The sequence below is a fragment of the Mycobacterium sp. 852002-51961_SCH5331710 genome (genome assembly GCF_001665535.1).
Lineage (GTDB): Bacteria > Actinomycetota > Actinomycetes > Mycobacteriales > Mycobacteriaceae > Mycobacterium.
Window position 1 is genome coordinate 210,968 of record NZ_LZSQ01000113.1, and the last position, 22,258, is coordinate 233,225.

At 67.1% G+C, this 22,258-nt stretch carries 23 protein-coding genes; 10 read left to right on the forward strand and 13 right to left on the reverse strand.

What is annotated here, in order from left to right; genetic code table 11:
- Positions 1 to 85 precede the first annotated feature (85 nt).
- The 3 genes from A5752_RS20815 to A5752_RS20825 are packed head-to-tail and all read left to right on the forward strand — an operon-like array spanning position 86 to position 2,088.
- Positions 86 to 1,066 (forward strand): ribose-phosphate diphosphokinase, encoded by a 981-nt coding sequence (locus A5752_RS20815; protein ID WP_067089459.1) that lies wholly within the window; start codon positions 86 to 88, stop codon positions 1,064 to 1,066.
- Complete coding sequence (gene arsC, locus A5752_RS20820; protein WP_067089462.1) at positions 1,067 to 1,411, forward strand: arsenate reductase (glutaredoxin); 345 nt, start codon at positions 1,067 to 1,069, stop codon at positions 1,409 to 1,411. It begins immediately after the preceding gene.
- Entirely contained in the window at positions 1,408 to 2,088 is a 681-nt protein-coding gene (locus A5752_RS20825; RefSeq protein WP_067089465.1) for an LpqN/LpqT family lipoprotein, read from the forward strand. The genes arsC and A5752_RS20825 overlap by 4 nt, the downstream gene beginning before the upstream one ends.
- Positions 2,089 to 2,169: 81 nt before the next feature.
- On the opposite strand, the gene A5752_RS20830 is transcribed toward A5752_RS20825, so the two are convergent.
- Positions 2,170 to 3,018, reverse strand: coding sequence for a putative endonuclease domain-containing protein (locus A5752_RS20830; protein WP_067089468.1), 849 nt, complete (start codon positions 3,016 to 3,018; stop codon positions 2,170 to 2,172).
- Between the two features lie 115 nt (positions 3,019 to 3,133).
- Here A5752_RS20830 and A5752_RS20835 point away from each other — a divergent pair, with 115 nt between their 5' ends.
- From A5752_RS20835 to pth, 3 genes are all read left to right on the forward strand, one after another.
- A complete protein-coding gene (locus tag A5752_RS20835) occupies positions 3,134 to 4,006 on the forward strand; it encodes an oxidoreductase (protein ID WP_067089470.1) in 873 nt (290 codons plus the stop codon).
- Positions 4,007 to 4,149: 143 nt separating this feature from the next.
- Entirely contained in the window at positions 4,150 to 4,821 is a 672-nt protein-coding gene (locus A5752_RS20840) for a 50S ribosomal protein L25/general stress protein Ctc (RefSeq protein ID WP_067089473.1), read from the forward strand.
- A 6-nt stretch (positions 4,822 to 4,827) separates the two neighbouring features.
- A complete protein-coding gene (gene pth / locus A5752_RS20845; RefSeq protein ID WP_067089475.1) occupies positions 4,828 to 5,406 on the forward strand; it encodes an aminoacyl-tRNA hydrolase in 579 nt (192 codons plus the stop codon).
- A 3-nt stretch (positions 5,407 to 5,409) separates the two neighbouring features.
- Here the strand turns inward: pth and A5752_RS20850 are convergent, their stop codons facing one another.
- The 4 genes from A5752_RS20850 to A5752_RS20865 form a co-directional block, all read right to left on the reverse strand.
- The gene (locus tag A5752_RS20850) at positions 5,410 to 6,123 is read right to left on the reverse strand and encodes a cutinase family protein (protein ID WP_067089478.1); all 714 of its coding nucleotides are present in this window, start codon (positions 6,121 to 6,123) and stop codon (positions 5,410 to 5,412) included.
- Between the two features lie 57 nt (positions 6,124 to 6,180).
- Positions 6,181 to 7,209, reverse strand: coding sequence for an epoxyqueuosine reductase (locus A5752_RS20855; protein WP_067089481.1), 1,029 nt, complete (start codon positions 7,207 to 7,209; stop codon positions 6,181 to 6,183).
- A gap of 66 nt (positions 7,210 to 7,275) precedes the next feature.
- Positions 7,276 to 8,439, reverse strand: a complete 1,164-nt coding sequence (locus A5752_RS20860) for an Rv3169 family protein (protein ID WP_067089483.1) — start codon at positions 8,437 to 8,439, stop codon at positions 7,276 to 7,278.
- Positions 8,440 to 8,443: 4 nt separating this feature from the next.
- Positions 8,444 to 9,358, reverse strand: coding sequence for a metal-dependent hydrolase (locus A5752_RS20865; RefSeq protein ID WP_067089486.1), 915 nt, complete (start codon positions 9,356 to 9,358; stop codon positions 8,444 to 8,446).
- Between the two features lie 110 nt (positions 9,359 to 9,468).
- Between A5752_RS20865 and A5752_RS20870 the strand changes: the two genes are divergently transcribed.
- On the forward strand, positions 9,469 to 10,011 hold the full coding sequence (locus tag A5752_RS20870) for a TetR/AcrR family transcriptional regulator (RefSeq protein WP_067089489.1): 543 nt from the start codon (positions 9,469 to 9,471) through the stop codon (positions 10,009 to 10,011).
- On the opposite strand, the gene A5752_RS20875 is transcribed toward A5752_RS20870, so the two are convergent.
- Positions 10,004 to 10,840 carry an alpha/beta fold hydrolase gene (locus A5752_RS20875; protein ID WP_067089491.1) on the reverse strand — a complete coding sequence of 279 codons (837 nt, stop codon included), beginning with the start codon at positions 10,838 to 10,840 and terminating at the stop codon, positions 10,004 to 10,006. The genes A5752_RS20870 and A5752_RS20875 overlap by 8 nt on opposite strands.
- A gap of 82 nt (positions 10,841 to 10,922) precedes the next feature.
- Between A5752_RS20875 and A5752_RS20880 the strand changes: the two genes are divergently transcribed.
- Positions 10,923 to 11,972 carry a phosphotransferase family protein gene (locus tag A5752_RS20880; protein WP_067089494.1) on the forward strand — a complete coding sequence of 350 codons (1,050 nt, stop codon included), beginning with the start codon at positions 10,923 to 10,925 and terminating at the stop codon, positions 11,970 to 11,972.
- Here A5752_RS20880 and A5752_RS20885 read toward each other — a convergent pair.
- From A5752_RS20885 to A5752_RS20900, 4 genes are all read right to left on the reverse strand, one after another.
- The gene (locus A5752_RS20885) at positions 11,969 to 12,808 is read right to left on the reverse strand and encodes an ABC transporter permease (RefSeq protein ID WP_067089659.1); all 840 of its coding nucleotides are present in this window, start codon (positions 12,806 to 12,808) and stop codon (positions 11,969 to 11,971) included. The genes A5752_RS20880 and A5752_RS20885 overlap by 4 nt on opposite strands.
- Before the next feature lie 20 nt (positions 12,809 to 12,828).
- Positions 12,829 to 13,794: an ATP-binding cassette domain-containing protein gene (locus A5752_RS20890; RefSeq protein ID WP_067089497.1), complete on the reverse strand. Its 966-nt coding sequence runs from the start codon at positions 13,792 to 13,794 to the stop codon at positions 12,829 to 12,831.
- Positions 13,795 to 13,852: 58 nt separating this feature from the next.
- Entirely contained in the window at positions 13,853 to 15,487 is a 1,635-nt protein-coding gene (locus A5752_RS20895; RefSeq protein ID WP_067089500.1) for a fatty acyl-AMP ligase, read from the reverse strand.
- Positions 15,488 to 15,846: 359 nt separating this feature from the next.
- Entirely contained in the window at positions 15,847 to 16,821 is a 975-nt protein-coding gene (locus A5752_RS20900; RefSeq protein ID WP_067089503.1) for a 4-(cytidine 5'-diphospho)-2-C-methyl-D-erythritol kinase, read from the reverse strand.
- Positions 16,822 to 16,899: 78 nt separating this feature from the next.
- Here A5752_RS20900 and A5752_RS20905 point away from each other — a divergent pair, with 78 nt between their 5' ends.
- Positions 16,900 to 17,691, forward strand: coding sequence for a serine/threonine-protein kinase (locus tag A5752_RS20905; protein ID WP_067089505.1), 792 nt, complete (start codon positions 16,900 to 16,902; stop codon positions 17,689 to 17,691).
- Positions 17,692 to 17,709: 18 nt separating this feature from the next.
- On the opposite strand, the gene rsmA is transcribed toward A5752_RS20905, so the two are convergent.
- From rsmA to A5752_RS20920, 3 genes are all read right to left on the reverse strand, one after another.
- Positions 17,710 to 18,615, reverse strand: a complete 906-nt coding sequence (gene rsmA, locus A5752_RS20910; protein ID WP_067089508.1) for a 16S rRNA (adenine(1518)-N(6)/adenine(1519)-N(6))-dimethyltransferase RsmA — start codon at positions 18,613 to 18,615, stop codon at positions 17,710 to 17,712.
- Complete coding sequence (locus A5752_RS20915; RefSeq protein ID WP_156614038.1) at positions 18,612 to 19,739, reverse strand: resuscitation-promoting factor; 1,128 nt, start codon at positions 19,737 to 19,739, stop codon at positions 18,612 to 18,614. The genes rsmA and A5752_RS20915 overlap by 4 nt, the downstream gene beginning before the upstream one ends.
- A 90-nt stretch (positions 19,740 to 19,829) precedes the next feature.
- Positions 19,830 to 20,678, reverse strand: coding sequence for a TatD family hydrolase (locus tag A5752_RS20920; protein ID WP_067089514.1), 849 nt, complete (start codon positions 20,676 to 20,678; stop codon positions 19,830 to 19,832).
- Positions 20,679 to 20,702: 24 nt separating this feature from the next.
- Between A5752_RS20920 and metG the strand changes: the two genes are divergently transcribed.
- Positions 20,703 to 22,250, forward strand: a complete 1,548-nt coding sequence (metG, locus tag A5752_RS20925) for a methionine--tRNA ligase (protein ID WP_067089517.1) — start codon at positions 20,703 to 20,705, stop codon at positions 22,248 to 22,250.
- The last annotated feature ends 8 nt before the right edge of the window (positions 22,251 to 22,258 follow it).

Consider the following 22,258-nt stretch of genomic DNA (forward strand, 5'->3'; position numbering starts at 1 on the left):
TTCACAATCTGGCCACCCGGGCACGGGCGACGCGTCACCCTACGTAGGATTAGCCGGTATCGATCCCCGACCTTGAGGGCGCACTGTGGGCACCGAGTGGACCGACAATCGCAAAAACTTGATGTTGTTCTCGGGTCGGGCACACCCCGAACTCGCGGAGCAGGTCGCCAAGGAGCTCGACGTGCCCGTGACGGCGCAGACCGCGCGGGACTTCGCCAACGGCGAGATCTTCGTCCGGTTCGACGAATCCGTTCGCGGCTGCGACGCGTTCGTGCTGCAGAGCCATCCGGCGCCGCTGAACGAGCACCTGATGGAACAGCTGATCATGCTCGACGCGCTCAAGCGCGGCAGTGCCAAGCGGATCACCGCGATCCTGCCGTTCTATCCGTACGCACGGCAGGACAAGAAGCACCGCGGACGTGAACCGATCTCGGCGCGACTGGTCGCCGACCTGCTCAAGACGGCGGGCGCGGACCGGATCGTCACCGTCGACCTGCACACCGACCAGATCCAGGGCTTCTTCGACGGCCCGGTCGACCACATGCGCGCGCAGAAACTGCTCACCGGGTACATCGCCGAGCACTACGCCGATCACGATATGGTCGTCGTGTCGCCGGACTCCGGCCGGGTCCGCGTCGCCGAGAAGTGGGCCGACTCCCTGGGCGGCGTCCCCCTCGCCTTTATCCATAAGACCCGCGACCCGCTGAAGCCCAACGAGGTGGTGTCCAATCGCGTCGTCGGCGACGTGCGGGGCAAGACCTGTGTGCTGACCGACGACATGATCGACACCGGCGGCACCATCGCCGGCGCGGTCAAACTGCTCAAACAGGACGGTGCGGGCGACGTGATCATCGCGGCGACCCACGGCGTGCTCTCCGATCCCGCGCGGGAACGGCTCGCCGATTCGGGGGCGTGCGAGGTGATCGTCACCAACACGCTGCCGATCGGCGAGGACAAGCGCTTCCCGCAGTTGACCGTGCTGTCGATCGCGCCGCTGTTGGCGAACACGATCCGCGCGGTGTTCGACAACGGTTCTGTCACAAGTCTTTTCGATGGGTCGGCGTAAATGGCGGACAATGTCATCTATCATAACCCCAAGTGCTCGACCTCGCGTAAGACGCTTGATCTGTTGCGTGAGAACGGGATCGAACCCGAGATCGTCCAGTACCTGAAGACGCCGCCGACACGCGCCGAGCTGGAGAAGATGATCGCGGACGCCGGCATCGAGGTGCGGGCCGCCGTGCGCAAGAAGGAGTCGCTGTACCGCGAGCTCGGGTTGGCGGATGCATCCGACGACGAACTGCTCGACGCGATGGTCGCGAATCCGATCCTGATCGAGCGGCCCTTCGTCGTCACCTCGAAGGGCACCCGCCTGGCCCGGCCGATCGACACGGTGCGCGAAATTCTGTGACACGCCGGGGCTTTGCGCTTCTGGCCGGTGCGGTGGCGGTCATCGGCACGACCGCCGTGTCCGCCTGTGGCACCGAACCGCCCAACTACCAGTCGGTGTGGTCGACGTCGTCGTCGCCGACGTCCACCGAAGCGTCCGGCGACCAGAAGCCGGTTCCCATCGCGACTTTCCTGGAACGGGCAGGCGTGAAGGGCCAGCCCGTCTTCCCCGAGAAGCTCACCGACCTGACGGTGTCGTATCCGACGCCCGCGGGTTGGCAGCCGTACTTCAACACGAACTTCGCACCCGGCACCAGGGTGATCGCCAAGGGCGAGACCTATCCGATCGCGATGCTGGTGGTGATGAAGCTGACCGGTGACTTCGATCCGCGGGAGGCGATCAAGCACGGGTACGTCGACGCCGAGATGTCGCAGAACTTCAAGCGCCTCAACGCGTCCATGGACGACTTCAAAGGTTTCCCGTCGGCGATGATCGAGGGCAGCTACGACCTGAACGGCGCCCGGATGCACAGCTACAACCGCATCGTGATCGCGACCGGCGCACCGCCCGCCAAGCAGCGCTATCTCGTCCAGTTCACGGTGACGGGGTATGCGGACAAGGCGGTCGAGGAGGCCCCCGACATCGAGAAGATCATCGGCGGCTTCAATGTCGCGATCCCCAAGCCGCCGCCGAAGTAACTCGCCCCGCGAAACTGTATTCCAGCAGCGAAAGTGCGAGTGAAGGCCTGCAGGAATACAGTTTCGCGGGGTGAGATACGACTAGGGCCGCCAACCGCGCGACACCAGCGCGTCCCATGCCCGCCGGACCACGGATCGCGGATGGTCTTCCTTGATCACTCTCAAGACGATCCAGCCGAGCCGCTCGATCTGCGGTATGACTCGCTGGTCCTTGACGTACTGCGCGCGCGACGTGCGGTGCTGATCGCCGTCGTACTCGGCGACGACCATGAAGTCCTCCCAGCCCATGTCGACCGTCCGGAGGAGGTTTCCGTATTCGTCGACGATGGGAATCTGAGTGGTTGGCCTTGGAAGTCCGGCGTCGACGAAAAGCAACCGCAGCCACGATTCGCGAGGCGATGCGGCGCCGCCGTCGACGAAGGGCAGCGCAGCCTTCAGTCGTTTCACTCCCCTCGCGCCCTGATACCGCTTCGCCAGGATCAACACGTCTTCCGACGAGAAAGGCTGGGCGCGCATCAGAGCGTCGAGCCGCGCGATCGCCTGCCCGCGACGCAAGTGTCGACCGAGGTCGAAGGCCGTACGCGCGGAGGTGGCGAGGAAGAGCCCGTCCTGCCAGACGAGTTCGTCATGCGCGATGCGTTCATTGCGAGTGATGACGCCTCTTGGCGGACGAGTGCACTCGTAGACCAACTCGATCGGTATGTCGGCGTCGACCCAATCCGCCCCGTGAAGTGCTGAGGCCGCGACCCCGGTGACGATCCCACCGCGTTTTGACCACAGCCACGCGCCGGTTGTGCGATCGGGAAGCGTTAGTTCCCGTCCCCGCGGAGTGTGGACATCCGGGTAGACCCTCCGGTACCACCGGGCCAGTTCATGCCGAGTGACGGTGCCCTTCGCGAGGGCTTCTGACCCGATGAACATCTCCCCCATGGGCAGATTCTGATGGCCTGCGCCGACAGGACCGCGAAACTGTGTTCCAGCAGCGAAAGTACGAGTGAAGGCCTGCTGGAACACAGTTTCGCGGTTTCCTCATAAGGTGGTCGCCATGAGCGATTGGACCGCCGCGGATCTGCCCTCCTTCACCGGACGCACCGTCATCGTCACCGGGGCCAACAGCGGGCTCGGCCTCATCACGGCGCGCGAACTGGCCGGCGCCGGCGCCAAGGTCGTATTGGCCGTCCGCAACACCGCGAAGGGCGAGGAGGCCGCGGCCGCGATCACCGGTGACGTCGAGGTCCGCAAGCTCGATCTGCAGGACCTCGCGTCCATCCGCACCTTCGCCGACGGCGTCGACGCGGCCGACGTTCTGGTGAACAACGCCGGCATCATGGCCGTGCCGTACGCGCTGACCGTCGACGGATTCGAGAGCCAGATCGGCACCAACCACCTCGGTCACTTCGCGCTGACCAACCTGCTGCTGCCCAAGATCAGCGACCGGGTCGTGACGGTGTCGTCGATGATGCACCTGCTCGGCCGCATCAACCTCAAGGACCTCAACTGGAAGGCCCGGCCGTATCTGGCGTGGCCCGCGTACGGCCAGTCGAAGCTGGCGAACCTGCTGTTCACCAAGGAACTGCAGCGCCGGCTCACCGAGGCCTGCTCGCCGATCAAGGCGATCGCCGCCCACCCGGGCTACTCCGCGACCAACCTGCAGGGCCAGACCGGCAACCCGGTCGGGACCCGCTTCTGGCTCGCGGCCAACCGCGTGTTCGCCACCGACGCCGAGTTCGGCGCCCGCCAGACGCTGTACGCGGTGGCCCAGGACCTGCCGGGCGACACCTTCGTCGGCCCCCGGTTCGGCAGCCGCGGTCCCACGGGCCCGACGCAGCTGCGCAGTCCGCTGGCCCGCGACGGCAAGACGGCGACCGCGCTCTGGGAGCTCTCCGAGCAGCTCACGGACACCAAGTTCCCGCTCTGATTTGGGCGGCAGCGGTATTTCCGGCTACCCTGACCCGTGATCACGGCGAGGGTGGCCGCGCAAGCGGAGGTCACCGTTATCGACGCGAAACTCTTGTGGTTGAGCCCTGGCCGTGCTGAGCACACGACAGGAGCACCCACATCATGGCGAAGAACGCCCCCAACAACCTGACCGCCGCGGTCCGCACCGAGACCGGCAAGGGCGCATCGCGCCGCGCCCGCCGCAACGGCAAGGTGCCCGCCGTCCTCTACGGTCACGGCAGCGATCCGCAGCACCTTGAACTCGACGGCCACGATTTCGCCGCGGTTCTTCGTAACGCCGGCACGAACGCCGTGCTGACGCTCGACATCGACGGCAAGGAACAGCTCGCGCTGACCAAGGCCCTCGACATCCACCCGATCCGCCGCACCATCACGCACGCCGATCTGCTCGTCGTGCGCCGCGGCGAGAAGGTCGTCGTCGAGGTCAACGTCATCATCGAGGGTGAAGCGGTGCCCGGCACGCTGGTCACCCAGGACGCCAGCACGGTCGAGGTCGAGGCCGACGCACTGTCGATTCCTCAGCAGCTGACGGTCTCGGTCGAGGGCGTCGAGGCCGGCACCCAGTTCACCGCGGGCTCGATCGAGTTGCCGTCCGGCGTCACGCTGATCTCGGATCCGGAGATGCTGGTGGTCAACGTCGTCGAGGCGCCGTCGGCCGAGGAGCTCGAGGCCGAAGCCGGTGGCGAGACGGCCGAGGAGGAAGCCGCCGAGACCGCGGAGGAGGCCGAAGAGGGCGACTCCGCCGAAGCGGCCCCCGCCGAAGACTCCGAGTAGTCCGGCATGGCCGAACCACTTTTGGTGGTCGGCCTGGGCAACCCGGGACCGCAGTACGCCACCACGCGGCACAACCTCGGGTTCCTCGTCGCCGACATCCTCGCCGACCGGATCGGCTCGGGATTCAAGGTGCACAAGAAGTCCGGCGCCGAGGTGGTCACCGGCCGCCTCGCCGGACGGGCCGTGGTGCTGGCCAAACCGCGCACTTACATGAACGAGTCGGGTCGGCAGGTCGGGCCGCTGGCCAAGTTCTACTCGGTGCCTCCCGCCGACGTCGTGGTGATCCATGACGAGCTCGACATCGACTTCGGCCGGATCCGGCTGAAGTTCGGCGGCGGCGTGGCCGGGCACAACGGTCTGCGGTCGGTCGCTTCGGCGTTGAGCAGCAACGACTTTCAGCGCGTCCGGATCGGCATCGGGCGACCTCCCGGCCGTATGGACGGTGCGAAGTTCGTGCTGAGCACGTTCACCTCCGCGGAGTGGAAGGACGTCCCGACGATCTGCGAGCAGGCCGCCGACGCCACCGAGATCCTCGTCGCCCAGGGCGTGGAGCCCGCGCAGAACATCGTGCACTCCTGGGGCTGAGCGTCAGCCTCCGGTGTGGCCGGACAGCGTGGTGATCGGCGCCCCGCCGCCGAGGCGCGCTGCAGTGAACTGCGCCGCCTGCGTGGCGAGCCCCGACTCGACGTAGAGGCTGTGCGCCGCCACGTCGTTTCCGTTGGAGCACACCGGATCCGCGCCGTTGCACAGGTCGATGGTCTTGGCACCGTATCCGGGACTCAACGCGGTCAGCGGACCGCCGAGCAGTCGGACGGACGGGTTGCCGAACACCGCGACCGCGGCGACGTGGTCGGCGACGGCGGCGGGCATCGGCTGGGTGAACCCGAGTGTCGGCGTGTTCGCCAGCGCGATCGCGTCGATGACGGCCGCGCCCTGCGAATACCCGCCGAGCACAATTCGGGTGTCCGGGCAGGTGGTCGCCAGGTTCTGCACGAACAGGCTGGCGTCATTGGCGCCCTCCGCTGCGCGCAGGAAGTCCCGCGTCGCCGGATAGTTCACCGCGTACACGGCGATCGACTTGTCGCCCACGAGCGGGCGCAACGCATCGACGAAACCCTGCCCGACGCGGCCGATGCCAACCGGTTCCCCCGTGCCGCGCGCGAACACCACCTGTACATCGGGACATTCGCCGGTGGGCGCCGCGCCGGCCGTCGCCATGAGGGGTGCGCTCAGCGATGCACCCGAGATGAGCACTGCCGCAACCATGGTCACCAGCCGACGCAGCGGCAGTGTCGTCTTCATGCATGGCCAAACGCCGACTCGACGACGATGTATTCCGCGAACGGGCCGCGGCCCCGGTCACACGCCGCGAATCCCGCTGCCGACGACCTTCACCTGTTTGTGGGGGAACCGACGCTCGGCATGCTCTTTGGCCGGCGAGTCGGGTAGCACGTAGAGCGTCTCCTTCTTGTCCTGCAGCGGGCGCAGCACCAGGTCCATGAACGCCTTGCGGTCGTCGAGATACGGCTCGATCACATCTTCGCCCGCCGGGCACACGGCCAGGCAGTAGGCGGCCTTGTAATTCGCCTTGAACGACAGGCTCTGCCACATCGAGGCGTTCTCGGAGTCGGTCACCCGGGAGCGGAAGTCGGCACCGTCCTCGCTGTCGGCGACGGTCTGCACCCAGTCCGTGAAACCACCCATGAACTCGCGGTAGTTGTGCACCGAGCAGGCCAGGAAGTCGAAGCCGCCATCCTTCTTGATGGCCCCGACGGGACAGGCCGCGACGCACAGCTTGCATTCCAGGCACGGCGAATAGTCCAGCGGCTCACCGTAACTGGAGACCGGTGCGGCGAGAAGAATGGTACCGAGCAGGATGAAGTTGCCGAACTTCGGATGAATGACGTTGCGGTGGATGCCCATCACACCCAGTCCGGCCGCGACGGCGACGGGCTTGTGCGCAATCACCCAGATGCGCCCGGGATAGCGGTCCATCTCCATCGGGAACGACATCGACGGATTGATCGCCCGATGGCCCGCATCCGCGAGTGCGCGGGTGATGCGATGGGCCGCCTCGTTCATGATCTCGCCGCTGCGGTGGAACTCCTGGTTGGCCACGCTGCGGGCCGTCGAGCGGACGTTGTCGCGGTTCATCCGCACCACGAGCGAGATGTAACTCCGCACGCCGGGCAGGGCGGCATCGGCGTGCTCATGCTCCGACGCCAACTCCGGGTTGTCGGCACTGACGAATGCGACGTCGTCGGCGCCGGCCTCGAGGCACACCCGGCGCAGCCAGTCCGCGTCGACGACCCCGGGCGCCCGCCTCGGCCGGGCGCGCACCTTGCGCACCGTGGGGTGGTCTTCCAGGCGTCCTGCTCTCTGCACCATGCTAGGTATAGTACACAATACTCAGCTGGCCACACAGCTGGGCCAATGACCGCCGACGCCCAGCGATCAGAGGAACGAGTTCTGCGCGGTGAGCCCCCGCTCGGGGAACTCCCCGAGCGCGAAGGTCTCGGCGTTGCCGAATCCGGAGCCGCCACCCACCGGGTCGTCGACGCGGACCAGCAGGTCACGCAGTTGATGCAGTTTGCGGGCGTTCTCCGGAGTGTCACAGTCGGTGACGTGGCTGCCCTCGACCTTCAGGTCGCCCACCCATTCGCCGTAAACCCAGTCGTTCCAGCCGTAGTAGCCGGCGGTGCCGAGGTGGAACCCGGTGGGCCCGGCGGCGGTGACCGTCAGGGGCCGGCGCGTGCCGTCGGCGTCGATCAGGGTGACGACGCCGTGAGTGAACCGCCGGTTGTCGTCGGTGAAGTGCATGTCCTGTTCGACGGAGACGAACCGGTGGGCGGTGCCGTCATCGTTCTGTTGCTCGGCCTGACAACGGATTTCGAGGAAACCGTCACCGCGCTCCTCCTGGTACATGACGAACAGCGAGTACCTCGAGCCGTCGGGGCGGGTCATCGTCATCGGAAGCCAGGTCATGAACATCTGGCGGATCCTGCGACCGCCGCGCGGTAAGCCCGGGATGGGCTTGCCGACCCCTGGGCGCAGCCCCCACGAGTGGTCGCGAATCGAGATCCAGTCGGTCGGCGCGATCTCGGTGCGGTCACCCTCGACCTCCACCCAGCCCGACGCCACGCCGATCTGGTGGTAGCGCAAGACGTTGTGGGTGACCCGATAGCCGTCGGGGCTGCGGTCGGGCCACGGGTCCTCCAACGCCGCGTCGAAGGTGCCCTCGAGTTGCACATCGAAGGCGATCGGTGCGTGCTCGGACGGATCGAGACTGATCCGCGCAGCGCGCAGCGGTTCTTCGACGCGGTAGCGAATCGGCCCCACCTCGGGGGCCGACGGATCGAACGACAGTCGGCGCCCAGCGCGCACCGTCCATTGTTCGGTACCGCGACAGACACCCGCGGCGCCGTCGAAAACCCCTCTGTTGGTGTACTTTCCGACGCCCAGCACCACCTGCAGCGAGTTGTCCCGGGCGTGGGCGATGGTCCAGATCTTCTCGGTCCACGATGGATCGGACTGACTCACGGTCGCGAACGTGTCGACGATCTGGTGCGTCAGCAGTTCGTCCTCCGGCACCAGTCCGCCGTAGTTGGTGGTCAGCAAAAGGTCACCTTTCTGCGGACGATCCGAAGAACGTCGTCATATCGTCGCCGCGGTCATAGGCCCGCATCCACTCCTCGGCCCACTCGGGCAGGGGCTGATCGGCGGGGTCGTGATACGGGGTCTGCGACAGCGCCAGGCGCCACACCATCGTCAGCAGGTGGCGCGTGGGCACCGAATGGAAGATCGTGGGTGCGCCTTCACCGTGGCTCCGGCCGAGACGCTGTTTGAGTTCGCCGGTCAGAAACGCCCCGGACAGCAGTTCGCGTGTCGACGCGCCACGGTCATCGAACGGGACGATGCGGTCGAACTCCCCGGCGATCGCATCGGCAATGCCGCCCACATGGCGGAACGTGCCCCTGATGTGGCGAACGCGATACCAAGGATTGGGCGCGACGTGCTGAGACAGGATGAGTCCGGAGCTGCGATGTTCGATCTCCTCGACGAAATGCCACATCATCAGCGATGCGACGCGCGCGTCTCCCCCACCGAACAACGAATCCCGATTGTCCAGAAGCACTTTGAACAGCGGGGTGAACGTCGCCTCGAGGTTCGCGATGTACGCCAGGTGGAACTCCACCGGCCGGCTCTCGATGAGCGTGTCGTAGGCCGCGCAGGCGTCGACGTAACACTCTTCGAGTTCGGGGTAACGCGCGATGAGCGCGAGCATGTGCTTGCGGTGGGCGGCGGCATGCTGCGCCTCCTGCTTGAGGAACGCCTCGGCTTCGTCGGCGACGGCGGGGGTCTCGGCGAACCGGTCGGCCGCCATCCGTACCGCGCTGACGATGTAGCGCTCGAACGGCACGGCAATGAACGTGAATGCGTTGCAGAACAACCCGAAGTTGGGGTTGGCCGGCTGCCATTTGAACGGAACGCCTGCGTCGAAGTCCCAGCCGATCTTGCGGATCACCAGGTCGGTCACCGCTGCTGCCCTCCGCACCGGATTAACATGAAGCCCACGGATGTCTCGTCGTGGACGCGTCTGCTGTAGCGTCAGTGTGACATTTGATGGCTTAGGTGTAAAGGGTGGCGATGCCGGATCTGGACGAGCAGTCGACGCGGCGGCGCATTCTTGCGGCGACGTTCGTGGTGCTCGCGCGTGACGGCCGGCGCCGGCTTCAACTCTCCGACGTCGCCGCCGAGGCCAAGGTCTCCCGCCCGACGGTCTACCGGCATTTCGGGTCGAAGGAGGGCCTGCTCGAGGCGTTCGGGCTCTACGAACAAGACAATTTCGATGCGGGCATCGCCGCGGCCATGGCCGGACTGGTGGGTCCGCAGCGGCTCGATGCGGCGCTGCGGTTCATCGTGCAGTTCCAAAGCACCTACTCGCTGGGCTCGCTCGCCGATGTGGAACCTGAACATGTGCTGTCCCAGATGAAACGAGTGCTGCCGATCATGCACGAGCGCATCGCGCGGATCATCCCGGGCGAGGCCAGCGACGTCGCGGCGGCAGCGGTGGTGCGGATCGCGGTGTGCCACTACATGATCGGCGGCGGCACTCCCGCGGACTTCCTCGCCGAGCTGCGCCACGCCGCGGGCCTGGACGTCGGCCACACGCGTCGGGCGGTCAGCTAGTGTCCAGCCAGGCGACGATTTTCGCCGCGATCAGATCCGGCATCTCCAGATGCAGGAAATGGCCGACGTTGTCGATGATTTCGGCGGCCGAGCCAGGTGTCGGCAAGTGGGGGCCCAGGTCGGGCAGGATGTCCGCGCCGATGGCCCCGTCCGCGCGTCCGTGCAGATACAGCGTGGGCACCGGTGGTGGTTGCATGGTCGCCTCGGCCTCGGCGACGGTGTCGGGATCGGCGAAGTCCGGGTTGAACGATGCCCGATACGGCGCGATGACGTCGGCGATGTTGTTCGAGTCGACCCGTCTGCGCAGTTCGGCGATGTCGTCGGCGGGGTTGTAACCCGGTGACCAGTCCGACCACAGCGCCTCCCAGAAACCCGGCGCGAGCATCGCGGACTCGGCGAGGCCGATCTGCTGAATGAACCAGATGTAGAACGAGCGCCGCAGCTGCTGGTAGGTGAAAAGACCCGCGGCGAGCGCGCCGACCGGCGGGACAGCAAGGGCTACGAAGCGACGAAAGGCGTTGGGTTGCACAGCGACCGCGCCGTAGCCGGCCTGCGCTCCCCAGTCATGGCCGATGAGAACCGCCTGCCCGTCGGCGTCGTGTCGGGCGGCCACGTCGAGCACGTGCCGGGCGTAGGTGCCCACGCCGATCGGACGTCCGACAGGAGCGTCGTATCCGGGCAGCCACGGCGCGACGACGCGGTATCCCCGGTCGGCCAGCGCGGGGCCGAGGTGACGCCAGGTGAACGGGGTGTCCGGGAAACCGTGCACCAGCACCGCGAGGGGTTTGGTGGTGTCGCCGATGTCGCCGAACGTGACGGGTTGAGTCACGGCGACAGCGTATTACATTCGTGCTGCTCGATGTCACAGTTCATTCCTTTACATTGCACCGCGCTCGTGTAACCCTGTTCGCATGGTCGGAATCGCTCTCGTCAAGCGCGATCTGTCCGCCGCCCGCGTGCGACTGCGCGACTGGTTCGCGCAGCGGTCCTCCGGTGACGTCGAGGTGTCGGAGCTGCGGACGGCCAACCGGGCAGCGGGGTGGTCCAGCGAGTCGCTGGTTTTCGCGGTCACCGCCGACGGAGCGTCGACCGAGTACGTGATCCGCATTCCGCCGGCCGGTGGCGGGATCTTTCCGGAGTACGACCTCCAGGCGCAGGCGCGCACGCAGGAACTGCTGCACACCCACGGTGTCGCGACTCCGTCACCGCTGCTCTACGAACCCGATCCGTCCTGGATCGGCTCGAAGTTTCTTGTGATGCCGCGCATTGTTGGCCACACCCCATCTGACACCTCCTACGCCACGCGTGGTTGGCTCCACGACGCGGGCCCTGCGGTACAGCGCCGCGCCCACGACTCGTTCGTCGAGACGCTCGCTCGGCTGCACAGCGTTCCGGTTGAATCGGCGCCGTGGCTGGCGCGGACCGGCGGAGTGGGCGTGGCCGCCGAGCTGGACTGGTGGCGCGGATACGCCCGCTGGAGCACCGAAGACCAGCTCCCTGACGTGATGATCGAGGCATTCGACTGGCTGGCGGACCGTTTGCCTTCTCCGACAACGGATTTGAGTATCTGTTGGGGCGACGCACGACTGTCGAATGCCATTTTCGACGACGACGGTGAACTCGTCGGGGCCCTGGACTGGGAACAGGCCTGCATCTGCCCCGCCGAAGCCGACGTCGCCTGGTGGTTGGCGACCCGCAAGCAGATGCTCGAGGTCAATGGGCTCGACCTCGACCCCGAACTTGCGGGGTTCGACAGCCGCGCCTCGGTGGTCGACCGCTATGAGGAGATGCTGGGTCGGCCACTGCAGGATCTCGACTGGTACGAGATCTTCGCGATGGTCCGCATGGGCTGCTGCATATTGCGGATGCAGGCGTTGTTACGCGCGACCGGGCAATCGGACCACTTCCTCACCCGGGCACCGATACTGCCCGCATGGACGACGGTCGCGATCCGCGGCTAGCTTCCCGTGCGGCGGGCGTAGGCGCGCAGGGCGAACGGCGCAAACAGGGCGGTCAGCACCAGCGACCAGATGACGGTCGCCAGCACCGGATGGTGCAGCGGAAGCTGCGCGCTTTCCGGCGCGGGGCCGCCGTTGCCCCACAGTTGACGCATCGCCTGAGCGAGCGACGACACTGGATTCCATTCGGCGATCACCCGCAGCCAGTGCGGCATCGGCTCGGTGGGCACAAACGTGTTGGCCAGGAACGTGATCGGAAACAGAACGGTGAACATCACGCCGTTGACGGCTTCGACGGTGCGCAATAGCGACCCGATCAGGATGCCGAACCAGATCATGCCGAATCCGAAGATCAGGACGAGGGCGAAGGCCAGCACCGCCTCGGCGACGCTTCCCCGGATCCGCCACCCGATCGCCAGGCCCGTCAGCGCCATCACCACCACGCCGAGCGAGGAGTGGATCAAGCTCGCGATGCTGCGGCCGATGAGCACCGAGGACCGCGAGATCGGCAGCGACCGGAACCGGTCGATGATGCCCTTCTCGACGTCGGCGGTGATGCCGGATGCCACGACGAACGCCGAGAACACGATGGTCTGCGCCTGGATGCCGGGCAGCAGGAACTCGCGGTAGTTCGTTCCTCCGGGATTGGGGATCGAGGCGCCGAACACAAACGCGAACAGCAACACGAACATGATCGGCTGTGCGGTGACGTCGCTGAGCATCTCGGGCATGCGTTTGGTGTGGATCAGGTTGCGCTTGACCATGATCCACGACTGCTCGGCGATGTTCGGGGTGTGCAGCGGCACCCGTCGCGCATGTCCTCGAGCGGGCGGCGCGATGGTTTCGACGCCTTCGGCGGTCACGCGCCGTCCTCCTCTTCGCTGCGGTGGCCGGTCAGAGACAGGAACACGTCGTCGAGGCTCGGTCGCGACAACCCGATGTCGTCGACCGCGATGTCGCTCTCCCGCAGCCACCCCGCGACGCGGATCATGTCGTCGAGTCCGTCGGCGGGCGCGGTCAACTCGCGGGCGCCCGCGTTGACGAACACCTCGGCGCCGCCTCTCGCCAGCAGCGCCTCGGCGGCAGGCAGGTCCTCGGCTTTCGTCACGGTGACGACCAGGCTGGCATTTCCCGCCTGCTGTTTGAGCTCGAGCGGCGACCCCTCGGCGATGATGCGACCCTTGTCGATCACCAAAATGTTGTCGGCGAGCTGATCGGCCTCCTCGAGGTACTGCGTGGTCAGCAGCAGCGTGGTGCCCTGCCTGACCAATTCCCTTAGTGCATCCCACAATTCGCTGCGGCTGCGCGGATCCAGGCCGGTGGTCGGCTCGTCGAGGAACAACACCGGTGGCGATGCCAGCAGGCTCACCGCGAGATCGAGGCGGCGGCGCATGCCGCCCGAGTAGGACTTCACCACACGGTCGGCGGCGTCGGCGAGCGAGAACTGATCGAGCAGTCGATCGCCCAGCCGTTTGAGGTCTTTCCTGCGGATGCCGTAGAGCCCGCCGATCAATCGGATGTTCTCGCGGCCGGTGAGCAGTTCGTCGACCGTGGCGACCTGACCGGTCAGCCCCATGTTGCGGCGCACCTGGTCGGGTTCGCGGACGACGTCGTAGCCCGCGACGCGGGCGGTCCCGCTGGTGGGTGCGGTCAGCGTCGTCATCATCCGCACCGTGGTGGTCTTGCCCGCACCGTTCGGGCCGAGCAGGCCGAGCACGGTACCGGGCGGAACGATGAAGCTGACGTGGTCGACCGCCGGTCCGCCGGGGGCGTCACCGAAGCGCTTGACGAGATCGATCGCCTCGATGGCAGGGGCGGAAGGCATCACACCGACCGTATCGACATCCACCGACAGCTCGTTATCCCAGCTGCCCGCGGGGGTGCTAAGTGACGAGCGAAACCGAGTTGCTGCGGCGCAGCTTGCCCGACGGCGTCTTCGGGATGGTGCCCGGTCCGAGCACGACGACGTTGCGGGGACGCACGTCGACCTCGGCCACCACCTCATGGGCGACCTGCTGCTCGATGCGGCGCACCTCGATGGGGTCCTGCCAGGCGTTGGACTCGACGGCGACGGCGAACGTCTCCCGTGAGTGGCCGGCATCGAGGCGCACGGCGACGGCGCAGCCCGGCCGAACCCCCTCGACACGGCACGCGGCGCGCTCGATGTCGGTCGGATAGATGTTGCGGCCGGCCATGATGATGACGTCCTTCACGCGGCCGCAGACGACGATGTTGCCGTCCTCGGTGACATAGCCAAGGTCGCCTGTGTCGTACCAGCCGTGCTCGTCCTGCGCCGGGATGAACCCGCCCATGGTGATGTAACCGGGGGTCAGGCACTCGCCGCGAAGCTCGATGACACCGACACCGCGCGGCGGCATCACGTTGCCCTGCTCGTCGATCACGCGCGCCTCGAGGTCACGCAGCAGCGGGCCCAGGGAGGCCAGGCGCCGGGTGTTGCCCTTGGTGGCGGGCACGGCGCGGCGCAGGGCGGCCAGCAGATCGGCGTCGACCTCGTCGACCACCAGGCCCGCGCCGCACGGCGAGAACGAGACCGCCAGCGTCGTCTCGGCCATTCCGTAGGCGGGCAGGATGGCGTCTGGCTTCAGCCCGAACGGGGCACCGGCGTCCAGCAGGTCTTCGACGTCGGCGGGCTCGACGGGCTCGGCGCCCGACAGCGCGAACCGCAGCGTCGACAGGTCGAACTCGCCCGGCTTGGCCTGACGGCGCAGCCGCTTGGCGAACAGCGCGTAGGCGAAGTTGGGGGCCGCGGTCATCGTGCCCTTGTACTTGTCGATGAGCTTGGCCCACAGCAGGGTGTCGCGCAGGAAGTCCATCGGCGTGACCTTGACCAGCTCCGCGCCGAAGTACATCGGGATCGTCAGGAAGCCGACCATGCCCATGTCGTGGAAGCAGGGCAGCCAGCTGACCATGACGTCCTTCTCGACGTCGTACTTGGCGCCGATGAACATCGCCTCGGCGTTCGAGTAGATGTTGCGGTGGGTGATCTGTACGGCCTTGGGCGAGCCCGTCGAGCCGGACGTCAACTGCATCAGCGCGAGATCATCCTCGCCGACGTCGATCGGGTCGATCGGCTCGTTGGCCATCAGGTCGGAGATCGTGAGGACCTTGATGCCCTGCTCCTCGAGCACCGGGACGGCGACCAGGAACGGCTCGGACACGATCACGGCCTTGGCCTCGATCATCCGCACGACGTTCATGGTGTCCTCGGCCCAGACGGCGAGGTCGGTGCGCGGCGTGGGCTGGTGCAGCATGGTCAGGCTGGCGCCGCGCATCCACAGGCCCTGCGCGGTCGGGGCGATCTCGACCGGGAAGCCGGCCAGCACACCGATCGCGTCGCCGAGGCCGATGCCGGCCTTCTTCAGACCGCCGGCAATGCAACGCGCCCGCTCGTGCACCTCACCCCAGGTGTGGCGGACGGGTTCGTACGGTTCACCGGTGACCATGCCCGTCGTGACGGTGCGGGCATTGCGGTACATCTTCTCGGTGAATCGGCTCACGGCGCCCTCCTCGTTTTTTGGAGCCGCTGCGCCGACGACATCGGCGTCAGCGCAAATGCCCACGTCATATCCTCCGCTTGATCAGAGGCGCGGTCGCGAAGGCGCGCACACGAATCGGGAGCGGTTGAGTCTCGAAATGGTGATGCACCGAAGCCTGCGCCATATCCGACGAGGCGCCCGCCGGCGTCTGCGGCGGGAAAGAAAATCGCGTCCGATGCGTGACAGCTAATCTTCACCATCGCTCATCTTAGGCAACTCTTAAGTAGCCGCCAAACTCTCGTGATAATTGAGGTCTGGGTCACACCCCGCCACACCCGCCGAGCGCACGGCGTTCGTGTCCACACCGAACGCTCGAGCGACTACACCGAGGTGGACGGCGTCGGCACCACCCGGGCGCCCTGGACGGGGCCGCTGGCGACCCGCACAGTGCGGCACACGCCCGCGCCCGCGAGCTGCGCGCCCACATCGACGGCCTGACCCGCCGATGCGCACAGGAAGGCGCACGTCGGGCCGGATCCGGACACGATGCCCGCCAGCGCCCCGGCCTCGGTGCCGGCCCGCAGCGTGCGGCGCAACCCCGGGTCGAGGCTCAGCGCCGCGGGTTGCAGGTCGTTGCCGAGCAGCGGGGCGAGTTGCGCGGCATCGCCCGACGCCAGCGCGGCCAGCACGGGCTCGGGATCGTCGAGGCGCGGCGGGGCCTCGCGGTCGGGTCCCGCCGACTCGCGCAGCCGGTCGATCTCGGTGAACACCGCCGGTGTCGACAGCCCCCCGTCGGCGAACGCCAGCACCCAGTGGAAGGTCGTGCGGGCCAGCACCGTCGCCAGCTCCTCGCCGCGGCCGGTGCCGAGCGCCGTCCCCCCGTGCAGCGCGAACGGCACGTCGCTGCCGAGCCGGGCCGCCAGCGTGTGGAGGTCGCGGCGCGGCACGCCCAGCTCCCAGAGGGTGTTCATCGCCACCAGCACTGCGGCCGCGTCGGCGCTGCCGCCCGCCATCCCGCCGGCGACGGGGATGGATTTGTCGATCGTGATCGCCACGTCCGGGGCGCGGCCCACGTGCTCGGCCATCAGCTCGGCCGCCTGCCACGCCAGGTTGCGTTCGTCGGCGGGTAGCGATTCGGCGCCTTCACCGGACATCTCGAGCGACAGCATGTCGGCGTTGCGGACGGTGACCTCGTCGAGCAGCGACACGGCGTGGAACACGGTGGTGAGTTCGTGATAGCCGTCGTCGCGGCGGTCACCGACCTCCAGATAGAGGTTGACCTTGCCGGGCACCCGCACGGTGACCGATCCGGTGGGGACCCACTCGGAGGCGGTGTTCCCGTTCCAGCCTGGCACGTCACGACACTATCGGAGGGACAGAGCGCGGGCAGCCGTCTCCGAAGGTGCACGTCGCCGCGGCATTAGTCTGAGCTCGTGCTGTCCGTCGGCGACCGGTTCGACGATTACGTGGTCGACGAGATTCTCGGCCGAGGCGGATCCGCCACGGTCTACCGGGTGCACGACGCCGAGAACCCGGCGCGGGTGGTCGCGCTCAAGGTCCTCGACGACCTGGCGCGCGACCGCGCCCACTCGGCCCGCCTGCGACGGGAGTTCGAGTTCGCCCACCGGCTCGACCACCCCCACATCGTGACCGTGTACGAACGGGGCCCGGGGTGGCTGACGATGGAGTTCGTCGCCGGTGGCGGGGTGCAGCGGCTGCGGACAGTGCCCGAACGTCTGGCCGCCCTCGGCCAGATCGCCGATGCGCTCGACTTCATCCACAACCGCGCGATCGTGCACTGCGATGTCAAACCCGCGAACATCCTGATCGAGCCCGACGGCTCGCGCGCAGTGCTCATCGACTTCGGGGTGGCCGTCGAGCTGACCGACGACTTCTGTCGTCGTCCGACGGAGGTGGAGGCCTCGCTGCCGTACTCGGCCCCGGAATTGATCGCCGGGCGGGCGCCGTCGGAGGCCACCGACGAATACGCGCTGGCGTGCACGGCGGTCGAGCTGATCACCGGATCACCGCCGTATCGGGAGGACTCCCGCGTTGGGCTGGTCGAGGCGCACCTGCATCACCCGCCGCCGCGGTTCTCACGGGAAATCGACTGGCTGCCGCGCGCTTTCGACTCGATCATGGCCAAGGCGTTGGCGAAGACGCCCGCTGACCGGTATCAGTCGTGCCGCGAGTTCATCGCGTTGATCGTCCGCGCGTTGCAGTAGACCCCGCGGCACGAGGCGTCAGCGGACGGTGATCGAGCCCTTGGATCTCGACGTCGGCTCGTCGACCTCCCCGGACCGCTGCAGCAGCCGGACGAAATCGGCGATCGAGAGGGTCTCACCGCGGCGCGACGGGTCGATGCTGGCCGCGAGCAGCCTGCGCGCCGACTCGTTACCCGAACCAGCCCACTCGGCGAACGCGTTGCGCGCCGTCTTCCGCCGCTGGGCGAACGCGATGTCGATCAGCGCGAACACCTGCTCACGGAAAGACTCGTCGGTGGGCCACGGCGACGTCTCGTAGCGCTCGATGCCGACCAGGCCCGAGTACACCCGTGGAATCGGCCAGAACACCGTCGGCGACACCATGCCGTACCGGCGGACCTTGCCGAAGAAACGCACCTTGGCGCTGGGCACGCCGTAGTCCTTGCCGCCGGGTTCGGCAGCGAGGCGCTCGGCGACCTCGGCCTGCACCATCACCAGCACGGTGCGGATCGAGGGGAACTCGGCCATCAGATGCAGCAGCGCCGGAACCGCGATGTTGTACGGCAGGTTGGCGACCAGGGCCGTCGGCTCCTCGTCGAGCTCGTCGCGGCGCAATCCGAGGATGTCGCGGTTGAGCACGGTGAGCCGGTTGATCTCGCTGTGCGAGTGCTCGGCGATCGTGGTCGGTAGCTGCTGGGCCAGCACAGGATCGATTTCGACGGCGGTCACCCGCGCGCCGCGATCGAGCAGCGCCAGCGTCAGCGAGCCCAGACCGGGCCCGACCTCGAGCACGTGGTCATGCTTGTGCACACCGGACGACGAAACGATCCGCCGTACGGTGTTGGCGTCATGGACGAAGTTCTGGCCGAAGGATTTGCGGGGCCGGAAGTCGATCGCCTTCGCCAGTTGTCGTATCTCGGTCCGCCCGAGTAGTCGAATGGTCAGCGCGCACCAATCCTCCCGCTACAAGTCGGCCACGCGCCCCACCCTTGTCGCGCCCGAGTGACTTCAGCAATCGCTATTTGTTCTTCTCTTGTCGCCAAATCGGCTCTCGCAGCATACCGCAGACCACCGTTGCGCTCCCATGTGTTTTGGTCGAATTGGACGCCACCGTAAAAACCGTTCCCGGTGTTGATCGCCCAATTACCACCGGCTTCACACCGCGCAAGGGCGTCCCACGTGGAGCCGTTGGAGACCGGCGGCACCTCGGTGCCGGGTTTGGTGCCCACCCGCACGACGCCTTCACGGGCGGGGGCCACGACGACATTGGCTACTGGCAATCTTCCTGTCTCGATGCCGTTGAGTTTGGCCACCGCAAAGATCACGTCCTGCGTGCCCGGCATCCCCGGGTCCTCGACGACCTCGCGGCTCTGGTTCAGGGACGGATCCTCGATGCGCTTGAGGCCGGGCGGCAGGGGCACACGCTCGGCGATCTTGTCGATGCGATTGCGCGTCACATCGACCTGCATGCCGTCGGTGACGGGAGCCGACGGCGCGGGAACCACGGTGTCACGCTGCTCGAGCGGAGCGCCCGCCGCGGCCAGTAAGCCGGCCACATCGGGGGCGGCCAACGTGACCGTGCGCGTGGCTCCGCCGTCGTTGATGTGCACCGTCTTGGCGCTGACAACGGGCAGCGACATCCCTGCCAACGGAACCCGACTGCCGCGCGACGCGGCGGCGGGCGCCTTGTCGGTCATCTGCAGCTGGCTGAGCGCCTCGTCGACCGTCGACGCGGTCGTCCACACCTGCCTGCTGCCCTGGCCGTCCAGCGAGAGTTGCAGCGGCCGGCTGCGGCGCAACACGATCGTGTCGGCCTGGTGGACCTGCTGATCGGCGGCCGGAAAGAGGTCGTCACGCTCACCGACGTCGAACCCGTTCTCCTCGACCACGTCGATCACCCGCGACTTCATGGTCGCCACCGTCGTCGAGTTGCCGTCGACGGTCAGCGTGACGGTCTTGTGCGCAGCTACCGCGTAGCCACCGGCGAAGGTGAGCGCGAGCAACGTCGCACCGACCAGCAGACGAAGTAACGGTGAGCGTGCCTCGTGGAGTTTTATGAAAGTGTTCAAAACGTCGTATATCCCCGACTATCGGACGGAGCGCCACATCCTCGTGGCACTTCGCTTTCGGTCACAAGACGGTAACGGAGAGGCCTCGAGTCAGCAACTCGCAAGGCCGTAAGCGCGTTCGGCTGTCGTCGTGGTTTCCCGCGCGACCACCTCTGCCGGCTTACCGATGATCTCCGCCAACGCTCGCACAGTGTAAGGAAGGCAGTAGGGCTCGTTGGGCGCGCCGCGGTACGGGTGGGGCGTGAGGAACGGCGCATCGGTCTCCACGAGCATTTGCCCGGCCGGAATGAGCGTCGCGGCTTCTTGCAGCGCTTTGGCGTTCTTGAAGCTGACGGTGCCCGACAAACTCAGTAGCCAGCCCCGGTCGATGCAGCGACGCGCCATCTCCGGCCCGGAGGAAAAACAGTGGAAGATCACAGTCTCGGGGGCGCCTTCGGCTTCCAGCACGTCGAGAACCTGGTCGTCGGCGTCCCGATTGTGAATCATCAGCGGCTTGCCGGTGCGCTTGGCGAGGTCGATGTGCCACGCGAAGGCCTCTCGCTGGGTGGTGAGTTCCGCGCAGCCCTCCAGCTTGCCGGGCCAGTACAGGTCCAGGCCGGTCTCGCCGATCGCGACGACGCGGGGATGACCCGCGAGCCGCTCGATGACGGTTTTGGCCTCGTCGGTCAGCGCGTCGGCACGCGTCGGGTGCAGGGCGACGGCGGCGAAGACGCGTTCGTCGGAGTCGGCGGCCTCGGTGACCCAGCGGGCGGAGTCCAGATCGTCGGCGATGGTGACGACGGCCCGCACACCCACCGCCGCGGCGCGGTCGACGATCGCGGTCACGCTCGCCGCGTCCGACGCGCCGCACGCATCGAGATGGGTGTGCGCGTCGATCAGCGGGCTCAGCGGAGCCGGGGCGGGGGGCTGCTCCCTTCTGCCTGGACGCTTGTCGCTCACTGCCACACCATAAGCTGAGTTCAAATGAGCGAGCCCTTCTACATCACCACCGCGATCGCCTATCCGAACGGCGATCCGCACGTCGGACACGCCTACGAGTACATCGCCACCGACGCGATCGCCCGGTTCAAGCGGTTGGACGGGTTCGACGTCCGGTACCTGACCGGCACCGATGTCCACGGCCTGAAGATGGCCGAGGCGGCGAAGGCGCTCGGTGTTCCGACGGCCGACCTGGCGCGGCAAAATTCCGACGTGTTCCAGCGCCTGCAGGAGAAGCTGAACATCTCGTTCGACCGGTTCATCCGCACCTCCGATGCCGACCACTACGAGGCGTCCAAGGAGATCTGGCGCCGGATGAACGACGCCGGCGACATCTACCTGGACGCCTACAAGGGCTGGTATTCGGTTCGGGACGAACGGTTCTTCACCGACGCCGAGACCACCGTCGGCGCCGACGGCGTTCGGGTCGCGGTGGAAACCGGCGCGCCGGTGACGTGGACCGAGGAGCAGACGTATTTCTTCCGGCTGTCGGCCTACACCGACCGGCTGCTGGAGCTCTACCGGACGCATCCGGAGTTCGTCGAGCCCGAGGTGCGGCGCAACGAGATCGTCAGCTTCGTCTCCGGTGGCCTCAAGGACCTGTCGATCTCGCGCACCACGTTCGACTGGGGTGTGCCGGTTCCCGACCATCCCGACCACGTCATGTACGTGTGGGTGGACGCGTTGACGAACTACCTGACCGGCGTGGGCTTTCCGGATACGTCGTCGGAGGCCTTCCGGCGGTTCTGGCCCGCGGATCTGCACATGATCGGCAAGGACATCATCCGGTTCCACACGGTCTACTGGCCGGCGTTCCTGATGTCGGCGGGAATTGAGTTGCCGCGCAGGGTGTTTGCGCACGGGTTCGTGCTCAATCGCGGCGAGAAGATGAGCAAGTCCGTCGGCAACATCGTCGATCCGGTCGACCTCGTCGACACGTTCGGGCTCGACCAGGTTCGCTACTTCTTCCTTCGCGAGGTGCCGTTCGGCCAGGACGGCAGCTACAGCGAGGAGGCGATCATCGGCCGAATCAACGCCGATCTGGCCAACGAGCTGGGCAACCTGGCGCAGCGCTCGCTGTCGATGGTGGCCAAAAACCTCGACGGAATCGTCCCGGAGCCAGGTGATTTCACCGACGACGACACGGCGTTGCTCGAATTGGCCGACGCCTTGCTGGAGCGGGTGCGCGGTCATTACGACGCGATCGCCATGCACCTGGCACTGGAGGCGATCTGGTCCGTGCTCGGGTCGGCGAACAGGTACTTCTCCGCCCAGGAGCCGTGGGTGCTGCGCAAGTCGGAGTCGGCTGACGACCAGCGGCGGTTCGGCACGGTGCTGTACACGACGCTCGAGGTCGTACGGATCGCCGCGCTGCTGACCCAACCCGTGATGCCGGAGTCGTCGGCCAAGCTGCTCGACCTGCTCGGGCAGGCTCCCGACGATCGAACCTTCGCCGCCACTGGCACCCGGCTGAAGCCGGGCACCGCCCTACCGGCGCCGACCGGTGTGTTCCCCCGCTACCAGGCTGAGTGATACGAAAA